The sequence below is a fragment of the Acidimicrobiia bacterium genome (assembly GCA_041393965.1).
GTDB lineage: Bacteria > Actinomycetota > Acidimicrobiia > Spongiisociales > UBA5794 > UBA5794.
Genome location: JAWKJB010000001.1, coordinates 289265 through 304217 on the forward strand (window position 1 = coordinate 289265; position 14953 = coordinate 304217).

Consider the following 14953-nt stretch of genomic DNA (forward strand, 5'->3'; position numbering starts at 1 on the left):
AACTCGTAACGGTCGAGTAACGGTGGCGACATGGACTCGTCGTAGGTTGCCGCATGCGATCAAGGAGCAGCGTGAAAAGACGAGTACTGATCAGCGCAGGCATCGTCGTCGTCATGACGATCGGGCCGGGGGCGGGTGTTGCACTGGCCCAGGATCTGTCCCTGTCGGAAGTTGCGGGAGCCGTCAACTCGGTGTGGCTCATCGTGGCAGCGATCCTCGTCATGTTCATGCAAGCCGGTTTCGCGCTCGTCGAAGCCGGGTTCACCAGAGCGAAGAACGCGGCCAACATCATCATGAAGAATGTGATGGACTTCTCGGTGGGCGGCATCGTCTACTGGGCCTTCGGGTTTGCGTTGGCCTACGGGGGCTCGACCCTCGGTGGATTCGTGTCGTACGGCGAGTTCTTCTTCGACGACAACGCCCGAGCAGGGGAATGGTTCTTCCAGGTCGTGTTCGCTGCCACGGCTGCAACGATCATCTCCGGAGCGGTTGCCGGGCGCGTCAAGTTCTCCTCGTACCTCATGTACACGCCGTTCATCACCGGTCTCATCTATCCGATCGTCACCCATTGGGTGTGGGGCGGGGGCTGGCTGTCCTCCATCGGCTTCAGCGATTTCGCCGGTTCGGGGGTTGTCCACATGCTCGGCGGGACCGCAGCCTTCGCGGGTGTTCTCGTCATCGGTCCGAGGATCGGCAAGTACAACGAAGCGGGGCGCCCGACCTCCATCCCGGGTCACTCCGTGACGCTTGCGGCGCTCGGTGTCTTCATCCTGTGGTTCGGCTGGTACGGATTCAACGCCGGGTCGACGCTCGCCGCGGTCGGAACCGACATCGCAACTCCGGCGGTCACCACGACGCTCGCCGCGTGCGCAGGGTCGCTCGGTGCCATGTTCACGGCCTGGATGGTGGTGGGAAAGCCCGATGTCGGGTACACCCTCAACGGCGTCCTTGCCGGTCTCGTCGGTATCACTGCCGGGGCAGATCACTTCAGTTTCGGCGCCGCGATCGCCACGGGCCTCGTCGCGGGAATCGCGATGGTGTTCTCGGTGATGCTGCTCGAGCGTGCAGGGATCGACGATCCTGTCGGTGCCATTTCGGTTCACGGAACGGCGGGGCTCTGGGGTGTCCTCGCCGTCGGCATCCTCGGATCCGGAACCCTCACCACGCAGGTGCTCGGGGCAGCGGCCATCATCGCATGGGCGTTCTGCACCTCCTTCGCGGTGTTCAAGATCATCGACCTCACCGTCGGGATGCGTGTCACCGCCGCGGAGGAGGTCGCGGGACTTGACCGCTCCGAGCACGGTGGGGACGCCTATCCGGAGTTCATCTTCCAGGAGCAGATCGCTGACAAGCACCTCCTCGATCCGGTCGGCACCTGACGGCAAACAGCGCAAACTTGCCGCCGCCCCTCGGGGCCACAAGACGCACGGTGGCGATAGCCTCAACCCATGATCCGCATCGCTGTCGTCGTCGCCGTCGTGGTGCTGCTCGTCCCAGGATGTGGAGGTGATGAGGAGGACGCTGTGGGAACGCTCGAGGGCCAGTGGCTGATCGATGGCGTCGCGGGTCCTGACGATGCCATCGAGGGACAGCTCGTCGGGGCACCGAGGGTCACATTCCTCCTCGACGGGTCAGTCCCCGGTGCCGTCTCCGTCGCCGGGTCGACTGGCTGCAACCGATTCACCGGGACTGCGACGATCGGGGACGACGGCAGCTTCTCGGCTGGCCCATTCGCTTCGACGCTGATGGGGTGCGACGATGTGCTCGCCCGCCAGGAATCGAACATCCACGCAGCATTCGAAGCCGCCGATCACTGGTCCGTCGTGGACAATCTCGCGAGCCTTTCCGAAGGGGAAGGAATCGTCATGGAGATGCATCGGCTCGAAACCGAACTCGCGGGATCGGCGTGGTCCGTGACCCATGTGAACAACGGCAAGGGTGGCCTCCAGTCGGTAATGGCGGGGACCGATCCAACGCTGCTGTTCGGCACCGACGACAAGGTGTCGGGCTCGACCGGCTGCAACATCCTGTCCGGGACCTACGAGTCCGCAGACGAATCGCTGGCGTTCGGATCGATCGGTCTCACGAAGAAGCTCTGTGGGTCACCGGCAGGTGTGATGGATCAGGAGCAGCAGATGGTCGCTGCCCTCGGACGCTCATCGACCTATTCGATCGACGGCAACACTCTGACGATTCGTGATACCGGCGGAGCGGCCCTGATCGTCGGTGAACGGTGAGCGGTCAACAGTCAACCGTGAACTGTCACCTGTGAACCGTCGACTCCCTCACTGCCATCGGGTCGGTCGGGTCCTGATCGTCTCCCAGCCGAGTTCGTCGCACATCGCGAGGAAGGCATCACGACGGACTCCCCGCCAACGCAGATCATCCAGCGATTCCGGGATGTCAGCGTCGGTTCGAAGCGTTGCGACCTTTCTGAACAGCAGCGCGTCGTCCATGTGGTCGTGCAGCGCCGCCGCCAGTCTCGCCGCTCCCCTCACCGAGACATCCCAGTCATCGACCGACGGCGGGATGTTCTCGATGTGTCGGTACCTGCCGAGCAGTGTCCCCGCCGACTTGGCGCCCCATCCCGGTAGGCCCGGGAAACCGTCGGCCGAGTCACCGACAAGCCCCAGATAGTCGGGAATCGATTCGGGAGCCACCCCGAACTTGGTCCGTACCGCATCGGCGTCGATGAATGTCTGGTTTCGGCGGTCATATCCAACGATCTTGGGGTTCCCGAACAGTTGCGCCATGTCCTTGTCAGGGCTCATGATGATCACCCGATCGACCTCGTCTACGAACTTCGCAGCGGCCGCTGCGAGCCCGTCGTCGGCTTCCTGTTCGATCATCGACCATACGGTCACACCGATTGCCTCCACGGCCCGCTCAGCGACAGGGAACTGCGCGTGCAACTCCGGTGGTGTCCCTTCTCCCGTCTTGTAGCCGTGGTACAGGTCGTTGCGAAACGACTCGATGACGGTGTCGAATGCCGCGCCGACATGGGTCACCTCACCGCTGTCGAGGAGGGTGAGCATGGACTGGACGAGTCCGTGCGTCGCCCCGATCTCCCAGCCTTCGGGAGTCTGGCGGGGAGGCGCGCCGAAATGGGCTCGGAACAGTTCATAGGTGCCGTCGATCAGATGCAGGGTCGCCACGAGGGTCACCGTACCGTCACTGTCGCGGGTGCGTCGACCGTCCGACCTCTACGCTGGAGCGGGTGCCGCTCATCACGACCGAAGAACTGCGAACTCGCCTCGGTGAGGATGATCTTGTCGTCGTCGACTGCCGCTGGTATCTCGATGAACCCGACCGAGGGCCAGCTGCCTACGCCGCCGCACACATCCCGGGGGCCGTGCATGCCGACCTCGATCACGACCTGTCACAAGCCGGTGGGCCCGGTCGGCACCCACTCCCCGATCCCGCCACCTTCGACGCGACCCTCGGTCGGCTCGGAATCGGTCCCGCAAGCACCGTCGTGGCATACGACGATGCCGGAGGGGCGGTCGCTGCCCGTTTGTGGTGGATGCTCACCGACCAAGGACACGGCGCAGCATTCGTCCTCGACGGTGGACTTCCGGCGTGGGTCGACAGCGGTGGGCCCGTCACCGACGATGTCCCCGATCCGGGCACGGGTACCGCGAACATCGCAACCCGATCGTGGGGCGGCGTCGTGACCATCGACGAAGTCGAGCATCTCCCTCGAGGCACGGTTCTCATCGACGCTCGCGACCCTGAGCGGTACCGTGGCGAGAACGAACCGGTCGATCCCAAAGCCGGCCACATCCCCGGAGCGATCAACCTGCCGCTCGTCGGCAACCTCACCGACGACCGGTTCAACACGCCGGCCACCATCACGGCGCGTTTCGCCGCGGCGACGGGGGCGTCGTCCAACATCATCGTCCACTGCGGGTCGGGGGTTACGGCATGTCACCTCATCCTCGCCGCGACCGTCGCGGGATTGCCGCGGCCGCGACTGTTTGTCGGATCGTGGAGCGAGTGGTCGAACACCGATCGTCCGGTCGCGATCGGGCCAGCTCCCTAGTCGCACCGGCAAGCCGGGCTTGACGATGCCCGTGAGGCGTCGGGATGCCTGTGGATCCGCAATCACCCGTAGGCTCAGGCGTTTGGAGGACCCTGACACTTGAACGCCGCCCGTGACCTCATCCAATCGAAGCTGAGCCGTCTCGAATTCACACTGATGCTGTCGATGTCGATGGCCGTCGCCGCATTGGCCGTCGACATCATCCTGCCGGCGATGGGGGAACTACGCACGGCGTTCGGCCTGCCCGCAGACTCGAACGATGTCGCGGCTGTCGTCACCTTCTTCTTTGCAGGGCTCGCGATCGGCCAAGGGGTGTGGGGAATCGTGTCGGATGCGCTTGGGCGCAAGCGCGTCCTGTACATCTCACTCGCTGTCTACATCTGCTCCGCGCTCGCGTCCGCCGTCGCTCCGAGCCTCGTCACACTCCTCGTTGTTCGTTTCGTGTGGGGCTTCGGGGCGGCGGGCCCCCAGACCATGGCGCGCTCCGTCGTCAGGGACACCTACGAAGGCGCGGCAATGGCAAGGGCGCTGTCGTTCATCATGGCCGTGTTCGTGCTCGTGCCGATCGTGGCGCCGACGCTCGGGACCGCTGTGCTCCTCGTCGGATCGTGGCCGTGGATCTTCGTCTCCACGGCCGTGTTCGGTGTCGGGATCGCCGTCTGGACGCTGCGTCTGCCAGAGACGCTTCCACCGCCCGAGCGGGTTCCGTTGCGCTTCGGCCGTCTCATGGGCGCAGCTCGCATCGTCGTGTCCAATCCGATCACGATGCGGTACACACTGGCGCAGACGGCCGTGTTCGGCTTCTTCCAGTCGTACCTTGCATCATCACAGCTGATCATTGAGGACATCTTCGACCTCGACGCCTGGTTTCCGCTCATCTTCGGGTTGACGGCGGTGCTGATGGGTGCGGCCCTTCTGTCCAACACAAGGCTCGTCCACATCTACGAGCTTCGGCCGCTCCTCCGAACCATCTTCGGGGCCTACCTCGTCGCGGGACTCGTCTTCGCCGTTGTGATCGTCGCATCCGGCGGACACCCCGGGTTTGCGGTGTTCATCGCAACTCTGCTTCCGATCCTCGTGGCCCAGAGCCTGCTGATCCCGAACCTCAACGCGATCGCGATGATCCCGATGGGTGCGGTAGCCGGGTCCGCAGCCGCCATCATCGGGATGACCTCCACACTCGGCGGCGCGATCATCGGAGCATCGATCGACGCGCTCTACGACGGATCCCTGATCCCCTTCGGGATCGCAGCTGCCGCCACAGGGATCGCCTCATACCTGTTCATGCTGTGGGCCGACAAGGCATACCGGGCACAGGAAGGCGTGCAGGTTTCCGCTGGCTAGCTCAGCCCGACGATCTCCCCGTCGGCATCGATGTCGATGCTGTGGGCCGCGGGATGCGCGCCAAGTCCAGGCATGCGATTGATGGTCCCGGTCAGCGGCAGTATGAAGCCAGCGCCTGCAACGAGATGGACCTCCCGCACCGGGAGGGTCCAACCGGTCGGCGCCCCGAGCAACGAAGCATCGTGACTGAACGAATACTGGGTCTTTGCCATGCAGATCGGCAGATGCCCATAGCCGAGGTCCTCGAACTTCGCGAGTTCCCGGCGTGCCTTCATGTCGTACTCGACATCGTCCGCCCCGTAGACCTTCGTGGCGATCGTCCTGATCTTGTCGGCAAGGGGCATCTCGGTCGGGTATAGCATCTTGAAGTCCGATCCTGCGGCCGCGGCGTCCCTGACCGCCTCGGCGAGGTCGGTCATGCCGTCCGCGCCTCCCGCGTGGGGAGAGGCAACGGCCCACGCCACACCCTCCTCCTCGCAGACCGCAGCGATCGCCTTGCGTTCGCTGTCATGGTCGGTTGGGAACGAGTTGATTGCAACGACCGGTGTCACGCCGTGGAGACGAACATTCGCGATGTGGCGTCGCAGGTTGTCGGCCCCGTCGAGGACATCGTCCGGGCTCTCACGAACCATCGCGTCCGGGAGGGGCTGACCGCCCCTGACCACGAAGCGGCCCGTGTTGTACTTGAGCGCCCTGACCGTCGTGACGACAACCGCTACATCCGGCTCGAGCCCGGATGCCCTGCACTTGAGGTTGAAGAACTTCTCGGCGCCGATATCTGACCCGAACCCGGCCTCGGTGATGAGAAAGTCGCCTGCCCGGATCCCGACCTGGTCTGCGACGATCGACGAGTTCCCGTGGGCGATGTTGGCAAATGGTCCCGTGTGGATGAGGGCGGGAGTGCCCTCAAGGGTCTGGAGGAGGTTGGGATTGAGAGCCTCCTTGAGAAGCACCGCCATCGGTCCGGCACCGCGCATGTCCTCCGCGGTGATCGGCAGATTGTGGCGGTTGTAGCCGATCACGATTCGCCCGAGCCGTTCCCGAAGATCCTGAAGACTCCTTGCCATTCCGAGGACGGCCATGAGCTCGGAGGCAGCCGTGATGTCGAATCCCGTCTCGCGCGGAATGCCATCGAGCGACTTTCCGAGACCGACGACGATGTTGCGAAGCGCACGATCGTTGACATCCATCACTCGCCGCCAGGTGACACGCTTGATCCCGATCGAGAGCTGGTTCCCCTGGTAGATGTGGTTGTCGATCAAGGCGGCAAGCATGTTGTTCGCTGCGGTCACAGCGTGGAAATCACCGGTGAGGTGGAGATTCATCTCCTCCATCGGGATCACCTGGGAGTATCCACCGCCCGCTGCCCCACCTTTGATGCCGAAGGTGGGACCAAGGGATGGCTGGCGCAAGGTGAGCACCGCTTGTTCGCCGATTCGCTTGAACCCCTGCGCGAGCCCAACGGACATGGTGGTCTTGCCCTCGCCGAAAGGGGTGGGGCTGGTTGCGGTGACAAGCACATACTTGGCCCGCGGAGGCCCCATCGCCTCGACAGCGGCGATGTCGATCTTGCCAAGGCCGCGCCCGCGCTGTTCGACGAACTCCCGCGGGACCTCCATGTCGGCTGCGACATCGACGATCGGCCGCGGCTCGACTGATCGGGCAATCTCGAGATCGGTTGGCATGTCGGGACGATACGCCATCCGCGCATGGAATCGGCGTTGTAGCCTCTGCGGATGATCACCCACACCGTCGGTGCGGTCCTTGCAGGCGGAAGCGGATCCCGTATGGGTTCACCCAAGACCGAACTCGAGTACCTCGGCGTGCCGTTCGTCGATCATGTGATCGCGACGCTGTCCCTCGTGCTCGACGAAGTGGTTCTGTGCGGTGGAACCGACCGGGGCTCCATCCGGTCCCTCAAGGACCCCATTGCTGACGGCGGACCACTCGCGGGCATCCTCGCAGCCCTTCACCACGCAGCGGGCAGACCCGTGACGGTTGTCCCTGTCGACATGCCCCTCATCACGGTCGACCTCATCGAACGCCTCGCCGACCCCGAGATCGAGCCCGACGCGGCGAGGGTGGCATCGGACGGGACCACGGTGCAACCCCTGTGCGCAACCTACGGAGGCGGTCTCGCTGCGATGATCGAGCATCGCCTCGCCGCCGGCCGCAGATCAGTTCTCGGGTTCGTGGACGAGATCGGCCCGGTTGAGTACATCATTGCCGATCGCCATACGCTGACGAATGTCAACACACCGCAGGAGTACGCCGAACTCACCGGGGGTGCCGTTCCATGAAGGTCCGACTTGCCGACGGCGAGATGCGTGTCCGGCTCTCGACTGTCGAAATCGCCGGACTGCTCGAAGGCGGCGAGGCAACCGTCGCTGTCGGGGACACGGTCTTGGTTGCCGTACGGACCACTGACGACGCCGAGGCTCGACTCACCGCGGATCTGGGGCGTATCTCGATCGATCTCCCTCGTTCAAAGATGCAGTCACCGGGGCCCGATGGGCCCCTGATCCACCAGTTCTCAGAGCAGGGAGCAGCCGTTGTCGTGGAACTCGATCTGGGCCGTCGACCGCGCTGAGGCGACCGTCAGGAGGTCTCGACCCGCTCGGCGCCGGTGTAGAGGTTGAACCCGTCGTCCCGTACGAAGCCGATGACGGTCATCCCGGCTTCGCGTCCGAGTTCGATCGCGAGCGACGATGCCCCCGAGATCCCTGCCACGATCGGGATCCCGACAACCGCCGCCTTCTGGGTGATCTCGAACCCGATCCTTCCCGAAACGACGAGGATGAGTTCAGACGGCGGCCACGCACCCGATGCGAGCACACCCACGACCTTGTCGACAGCGTTGTGCCTTCCCACATCCTCCTCGAGTGCGAGCAGCGTGCCGTCGGCAAGAACGGCCGCGGCAGCGTGAAGGCTCCCGGTTTCGTCGAATTGGCGTTGGTGGTCTCGCATCTTCCCCGGAAGCGAGGTCACGAACGACGGTGGGACCGTCGGACCGGAAGGAGGTGTGCGCCGCGCAATCATCACCGATTCGATCGATGCTTTGCCACACACACCACACGACGACGAGACAAACATGTTTCGCCGGAACTGCTCGGGATCGATGATGACCCCGTCAGCGAGCTCGATGTCGTATCGATCTCCTGACGCTGTGTCCTCAACCGGATGGATGGAGGCGACCTCGTCGGGTTCGATCACGATCCCTTCGGTGAGCAGGAAGCCGAGTCCGAGCGGTGCATCCCTGCCCGGTGTTCGCATGAGCACGGCGATCGGAACCCCGCCGATCCGGTACTCGACGGGTCCTTCGACCGTCAAGACATCCTCACGGCCCGACCACTGGCCACCGGAATGCCGCAGCGTGGACCACCGCATGGTGCCGGCTCCTCCGTCCGGACGGTGATCATGCATCGGGTTCAGGGCCTCCGATTCCCGACTGGACATACTCCCACCCGAAACGACCCTTGATGCACAGATGGCCGCTCGTGATGTGGTGGTCCATCGGGGAAGTGACCTTCACGATCCGATTGTCCTGCACATGCAGCTCGAGGTTGCAGCCAACGCCGCAGAAGCTGCAGACGGTGGTTTGGACCGTCTGGGCATCCTCGTCCCAGGTGCCCGCTGCACGCATGTCGTATTCCGTCTTGACCATCAGGGCGCCCGATGGGCACACGCCCACACAGTTGCCGCAGTACACGCACGCCGAGTCGGGGAGGACGATGTCGTACTCGGTTGAGATGGTCGCCGCAAGGCCCCGCCCTGCAACATCGATCGCGAAGGTGTTCTGCGCATCGGGGCCGCAGGCTGCAACACATCGGAAGCACATGATGCACTTGTCGTAGTCCCGGATGTAGAGATCGTCTTCGATCTTGACGGCGCGCCGCATGCGTTCCGAGGTGTCGAACAGATCTCCGTCGACCCCGTAGCGTTCCATGAACATCGCCGTCTCGTCGTTCACGAGGGAGAGATCGACGCTCGACGCCAGCAGCTCGTACACCATCGTGCGCGTCGCGACCACCCGTTCGGATTCGGTCGCAACCTCCATCCCTTCGGCAACGGTGCGAGAGCATGCAGGGACGAGCGTTCGTGATCCGCTGACCTCCACAACACAGACCCGGCACGAGTTGAACGGTTTGAGGGTTTCGAGGTAGCACAGGGTCGGGACCGCGATCCCTGTCTCGTTGCATACCTCGAGGATGGTGGATCCGGCAGCCACCGTGTACCCGCGCCCGTCGATCGTGATCGCCACCTCCGGCTTGCGTGATCCGATGGTTGCGTCACGCATGGTCCGGTCCGATCAATCCGAGCCGGATCGCCGACTGCACAGCCGCCGATGCCGTCTGTCCGAGCCCGCACACCGACCCATCCCGCAAAACGGCGTCCAACCGGCGGAGGAGTTCGCCCTCGCGGCGAGGATCGCCGCCCGCCTCTCCCAGCCGAAGGAGCGATTCTGTCTGGCGAACCGTTCCCGTCCGACACGGGATGCACAGGCCGCACGACTCGTCCGCGAAGAACTCGGCGATCCGAACGACGATGCTTGCCATGTCGATATCCGTTGTGAACACGATGATCGCCCCCGAGCCGAGACCGATCCCATGCTCACGGACACCTTCGAAGGTGAGTGGGATGTCGAGATCATCCTTCGTGATGAACGATCCGGCCGCACCCCCGACGAGGACCGCCGCGAGGTCACCGGTCGGGCCGCCCGCAAGGTCGATCAGGTCGCCGACAGTCTTCCCGAACGGCACCTCGTACACGCCGGGGCGTGCGACATTGCCCGAACAGCAGAACAGCTTCGTACCGGTCGAGTCCGTCGTTCCCACGGTGGCAAATGCCGCCCCGCCGTCGTTGACGATGCCGGGGATGTTGGCGAGTGTCTCAACATTGTTGACGAGGGTCGGTCGGCCGAAGAGGCCCGCGTCCGTCGGGAACGGCGGTTTCTGCCTCGGTTGGCCCCGGTAGCCCTCGATCGAGTTGAAAAGTGCCGTTTCCTCACCGCAGATGTAGGCCCCCGCACCTCGGCGAAGCTCGATGTCGAACGACACGCCAGACTGGCGGATGGATGCTCCGAGGAGTCCTGCCGCGCGGGCCTCACCCATGGCACGACTGACCGCCCGTTGAGCGATCGGATACTCGCCCCTGATGTAGAGGTAGCCGTGCTCCGCCCCCGTCGCGAAGCCGGCAATGGTCAGTGCTTCAATGATCGCGTACGGGTTGCGCTCGAGGAGCACGCGGTCCTTGAAGGTCCCCGGCTCGGATTCGTCGGCGTTGCACACCACATACTTGACACCGTCGTGGGCCGCAACGGCCTCCCACTTGATGCCAGCCGGGAACGCGGCACCGCCACGGCCCTTGATTCCGCTGGCTGTGACCTGGCCGAGCACCCACTGCGGGCCCTCTGCCAACGCGATGTCGAGAGCGTGGTAGCCACCGGCCTCGATGTAGGCATCAAGGGTGTGGACCGATCCAACGACCGTTCGCGAGAGGCGGGACTGGTCGTCGCCAACCACGAGCGAGGCAGTGACCGAATCAGCGGGCTCTGCCGCCGCGAGGATCTCGACGATCTGCTCCGCAGCTGCCGGTGCCACGACCCGTGGGCTTCCCCCGACGACCTGGACGAAAGCAGCGGAGCCCTTGTCGCACTGCCCGAGACACGGCGACCGCTTCCACATGGCCCCATCGATGTCCGAATCTGCTGGGCCGAGGGTGCTTGTCAACTCGGTGAGCATGCCATCGACACCGGACGCAACACAGGCGATGTCATCGCACACATGCGCCACCCTCGCCGGTGTCGGCTCTGTTGCGATGAGGTTGTAGAAGGTCGCAACGCCGTATGCCTCTGCGGGTCCGAGGGTCAGACGATCTGCGATGTAGTTGATTGCCCCGTGGCTCACCCAACCGACGGCATCTTGGACGGCGAGGAGGGCGGGAAGAAGCAGGGGTCGCTTGGTGACCGCTCTCCGGAAGCCGCCGTAGGCCACCCTGTCGTCGGTTCCGGACCGGTCGAGACCGCCAGCCCACCGTGAGTCCGGCAGCCCGAGCACCTCGTCGACGGCAGCTCGCTCGACCGGTGTTGCAACATCTGCGGTGGTCTTGATATCGATGGCCTACCCCGCCGCCTCGAGCCGTTCGATGCGTACCGCGGTTGCCTTGAACTCTGCGGTTCCCGACTTGGGGTCCCATGCGTCGAGCGTGAGCGTGTTGACATCACCATCGTCGGGCCAGTGGATCGCCATGAAGGCGAGGCCGGGTCTGAGACCGTCACGGTATCGCGCCGGAACCTCGATCGACCCACGCCGTGACACCACCCGCACCGGGTCCCCGTCAGCGATATGCATCCGGCTGCCGTCGATCGGATCGATGTCGATGACGGCGCCGTCGGCGATCGGCGACTGATATCCCCCGCTCTGGACCCCGGTGTTGAACCCGTCGAGGCGACGCCCCGTGGTGAGCCGGATGGGGAACTCCGGCGACAGCGAATCCACCGGTGGCGCCCACTCCACGGGGATCATCGGCGCGGGATCACGCGACATCGGATCCTCCCACAGCCATGCGTGAAGGAACTGGGTGCCGGGATGCTCGTCGTCGGGGCATGGCCACTGGAGTCCACCATGTGCGTCAAGCCGTGCGTAGGACATGCCGCGGTGCATCGGAGAAAGGCTCCGGACCTCGTCCCACACTTCCTCGGCCGTCGGATGACCCCAGATGTGGCCCATCTCGTTGGCGAGGAGGCACAGGATCTCGATGTCGTCCTTGGCGTCGCCGGGCGGGTCCAGCGCTTTGCGCATCAACTGCACCCGCCGTTCGGAACTGGTTACGGTGCCATTCGACTCTGCCCAGCCTGCCGCCGCCGGGAGAACCACATCAGCGAGCGTCGCCGTCTTGGTGAGAAGGATGTCCTGGACCACGAGAAAGTCGAGGCCACGCAGGAGCTCGACCGCTCGCTTCGCATCGGCTTCAGACTGTGCCGGGTTCTCGCCGATGATGTACATCGCCGTGATTTCGCCCCGTTCCATGGCATCGAACATTTCGGTGACATGCCAACCCGGCTCAACGGGGATCTTGACGCCCCATGCCGCCTCGAACTTGCCACGATGATCGTCGTTCGTCACATCCTGGAAACCCGGGAGCTTGTTGGGGAGTGCGCCCATGTCCCCACCCCCCTGGACATTGTTCTGTCCCCGGATCGGTACGAGTCCCGACCCGTACCGGCCGACATGACCCGTCAGGAGTGCAAGGTTGATCAGCGAGATGACATTGTCGGTCGCGTTGTGGTGCTCGGTGATGCCAAGGGTCCAGCACAGCTGTGCGGTCGGCGCCATCGCGTAGTCGTGCGCGAGTTGGCGGATCGCATCGGGAGGAACCCCCGTCACCTCGGAGCCGCGCTCGAGGGTCCACTCGTCGACCGAGGCGGCGTAGGCGTCGAATCCCGAGGTCGCTCGCGAGATGAAGGCCTTGTCGGCGAGGTCGGCGTGAATGATCTCCCGAGCGATCGTGTTCGACAGTGCGATGTCGGACCCGACATCGATGCCGAGCCATACATCGGCCCACTGGGCAGATTCGGTTCTGCGAGGATCGACGGCGTACATCTTCGCGCCGCCACGGACACCTTTCATGAGGTGATGGAAGAAGATCGGGTGGGCGGCCCGCGCGTTGGAACCCCACAGGACGATGAGATCGGTGTGTTCGATCTCTTCATACGACGAGGTGCCGCCTCCCGCTCCGAGGACTGTCGCCAGACCGACGACGGATGGAGCGTGTCAGGTCCGGTTGCAGCTGTCGATGTTGTTGTTGCCGATGACCGTGCGGGCGAACTTCTGAGCCATGAAGTTCATCTCGTTGGTCGCCTTCGAGCACGAGAACATCCCGGTCGCGAGGCCGGGATTGTTGTGGAGCCCTTCGGCGGTCCGTGCGAGGGCTTCTTCCCAGGTGGCTTCCCTCAAGCGGTTGTCGACCCGAATCATGGGGGTGGTGAGCCGTTCGTAGCGCTTGCCCATCATCACCTCCTTCCCGTGCGGCACCGGTCAATCTACCACCGCGGGTGCTCGGCATCGGTGGCCCCACATCGACAACGGGTACTGGGCACGAGTGGTCTGTCGCCCAGATGCGGAGCGCGATTCGTCGAGTCATCGCCGTCATCTGGCAAGGACGCACAACGAAGGCGTATTCGTGAATGCGTCAAGGCGGAGAACGAAGCCACAAGGCGTCGAGACCGGGGATACGCCTTCATCACTTGGCCGACTGACCACTAGGGTCGCAACGCGAAGGAGGGTCCTGTGGTCACATGGCACGCGCAGCAGGCCTGGCTCGGGGGCACCGGGCTCGAATCCGATGTTGCGATCGTCACCGACGGGGGCTCGATCACCGAGGTGCAGCCGGGGTCGGTCGTGGATGCCGACCGGTACCTGTCCGGAGTGGTGATCCCGGGGCTTGTGTCTGCGCATTCCCACGCGTTTCACCGCCTGCTCCGGGGTCGGACCCACGGGGCCAGGGGTGATTTCTGGTCGTGGCGCCGGTCGATGTATGAGCTTGCCCGAACCCTGACCCCGGAGAGCTATCGCGAGCTCGCAACCGAGGTCTTCGCCGAGATGGTCGACGCTGGCGTCACCACGGTCGGGGAGTTCCATTACCTCCACCATCGACCCGACGGTGCCCCCTACGACGACCCCAACGCGGTCGGCATCGCACTCATCGAAGCCGCAACGGTGGCCGGGATCCGGATGACGCTCCTCGACACGGCGTACCTCTCCTCGGATGTCAGCGGTGCACCGCCGACACCGGACCAGATCCGCTTTTCGGATGGATCGATCGATGCGTGGAGGGACCGCGTCGCCATGCTTGCCGCTGCGGTCGCCGACCGTGAGATGGTCCGGCTCGGTGTCGCAGCCCACTCGGTGCGCGGCGTGCCTATCGATGATCTCGCCACCGTTGCGGCGACGGCCGTGGAACTCGATCTACCGTTCCATATCCATGTGTCGGAGCAGCGTGCCGAGAACGAAGCCTGTCGCACGCATCACGGTCTCTCACCGGTGGGGCTCTTGTCACGCGAGGGTGCGCTGACTCCCCGGACGACGCTCGTGCACGCGACGCACCTTGAGGAGGGCGACATCGAGCTGATCGCTGCGGCTGGCTCGATGGTGTGCCTCTGTCCGACCACTGAGGCCGATCTCGGGGATGGAATCGGTCCGGCGATCGAGCTCGCATCAGCGGGTGTTCCGCTGTGTCTCGGCTCCGATTCGAACGCGGTCATCGACATCCTCAGAGAGGCCCACCGACTCGAACACCACGACCGGCTCCGGCTGCTGCGGCGCGGCGTCCACAGCCCGAGTGCCCTGATGGCAGCGGCGACAACCACGGGGATGCGGTCACTCGGATGGAGCGACCGCGGCATCGCTGCGGGAGGTGTTGCCGACTTCGTTGTCGTGGACCCGACCTCGGCGGACCTGCGCGGAACGGGCGGCTCGATCGAGGCGATCGTATTGTCAGCAACCCGCGCGAGCATCACCGAGGTCGTGATCGGCGGCATCCCCCACACCCCCCGTTGACGCGTACCCA

At 64.6% G+C, this 14953-nt stretch carries 13 protein-coding genes; 7 read left to right on the forward strand and 6 right to left on the reverse strand.

Annotated elements, in window-relative coordinates:
* Window positions 1-71: 71 nt before the first annotated feature.
* Together R2823_01515 and R2823_01520 are read left to right on the forward strand one after the other, a co-directional pair.
* Complete coding sequence (locus R2823_01515) at window positions 72-1379, forward strand: ammonium transporter (protein MEZ5174872.1); 1308 nt, start codon at window positions 72-74, stop codon at window positions 1377-1379.
* A 69-nt stretch (window positions 1380-1448) separates the two neighbouring features.
* The gene (locus R2823_01520) at window positions 1449-2237 is read left to right on the forward strand and encodes an META domain-containing protein (GenBank protein MEZ5174873.1); all 789 of its coding nucleotides are present in this window, start codon (window positions 1449-1451) and stop codon (window positions 2235-2237) included.
* 48 nt (window positions 2238-2285) lie between these two features.
* On the opposite strand, the gene R2823_01525 is transcribed toward R2823_01520, so the two are convergent.
* Entirely contained in the window at window positions 2286-3155 is an 870-nt protein-coding gene (locus tag R2823_01525) for a 5'-3' exonuclease H3TH domain-containing protein (protein MEZ5174874.1), read from the reverse strand.
* Window positions 3156-3217: 62 nt separating this feature from the next.
* On the opposite strand from R2823_01525, the gene R2823_01530 reads away from it, so the two are divergent.
* Entirely contained in the window at window positions 3218-4042 is an 825-nt protein-coding gene (locus tag R2823_01530; protein ID MEZ5174875.1) for a sulfurtransferase, read from the forward strand.
* 99 nt (window positions 4043-4141) lie between these two features.
* On the forward strand, window positions 4142-5386 hold the full coding sequence (locus R2823_01535) for a multidrug effflux MFS transporter (GenBank protein MEZ5174876.1): 1245 nt from the start codon (window positions 4142-4144) through the stop codon (window positions 5384-5386).
* On the opposite strand, the gene R2823_01540 is transcribed toward R2823_01535, so the two are convergent.
* On the reverse strand, window positions 5383-7071 hold the full coding sequence (locus tag R2823_01540) for a formate--tetrahydrofolate ligase (GenBank protein ID MEZ5174877.1): 1689 nt from the start codon (window positions 7069-7071) through the stop codon (window positions 5383-5385). The two genes, R2823_01535 and R2823_01540, sit on opposite strands and share 4 nt — an antisense overlap.
* Before the next feature lie 51 nt (window positions 7072-7122).
* Between R2823_01540 and R2823_01545 the strand changes: the two genes are divergently transcribed.
* Window positions 7123-7686 carry a molybdenum cofactor guanylyltransferase gene (locus R2823_01545; protein MEZ5174878.1) on the forward strand — a complete coding sequence of 188 codons (564 nt, stop codon included), beginning with the start codon at window positions 7123-7125 and terminating at the stop codon, window positions 7684-7686.
* Window positions 7683-7976 carry a hypothetical protein gene (locus R2823_01550; protein ID MEZ5174879.1) on the forward strand — a complete coding sequence of 98 codons (294 nt, stop codon included), beginning with the start codon at window positions 7683-7685 and terminating at the stop codon, window positions 7974-7976. The genes R2823_01545 and R2823_01550 overlap by 4 nt, the downstream gene beginning before the upstream one ends.
* 8 nt (window positions 7977-7984) lie before the next feature.
* On the opposite strand, the gene fdhD is transcribed toward R2823_01550, so the two are convergent.
* From fdhD to R2823_01570, 4 genes are all read right to left on the reverse strand, one after another.
* The gene (gene fdhD / locus R2823_01555; GenBank protein MEZ5174880.1) at window positions 7985-8773 is read right to left on the reverse strand and encodes a formate dehydrogenase accessory sulfurtransferase FdhD; all 789 of its coding nucleotides are present in this window, start codon (window positions 8771-8773) and stop codon (window positions 7985-7987) included.
* 28 nt (window positions 8774-8801) lie between these two features.
* A complete protein-coding gene (locus R2823_01560) occupies window positions 8802-9683 on the reverse strand; it encodes a 2Fe-2S iron-sulfur cluster-binding protein (protein MEZ5174881.1) in 882 nt (293 codons plus the stop codon).
* Complete coding sequence (locus R2823_01565; protein ID MEZ5174882.1) at window positions 9676-11442, reverse strand: NAD(P)H-dependent oxidoreductase subunit E; 1767 nt, start codon at window positions 11440-11442, stop codon at window positions 9676-9678. The genes R2823_01560 and R2823_01565 overlap by 8 nt, the downstream gene beginning before the upstream one ends.
* Before the next feature lie 63 nt (window positions 11443-11505).
* Complete coding sequence (locus tag R2823_01570; GenBank protein MEZ5174883.1) at window positions 11506-13395, reverse strand: molybdopterin-dependent oxidoreductase; 1890 nt, start codon at window positions 13393-13395, stop codon at window positions 11506-11508.
* Between the two features lie 279 nt (window positions 13396-13674).
* Between R2823_01570 and R2823_01575 the strand changes: the two genes are divergently transcribed.
* A complete protein-coding gene (locus R2823_01575) occupies window positions 13675-14943 on the forward strand; it encodes a formimidoylglutamate deiminase (protein MEZ5174884.1) in 1269 nt (422 codons plus the stop codon).
* The last annotated feature ends 10 nt before the right edge of the window (window positions 14944-14953 follow it).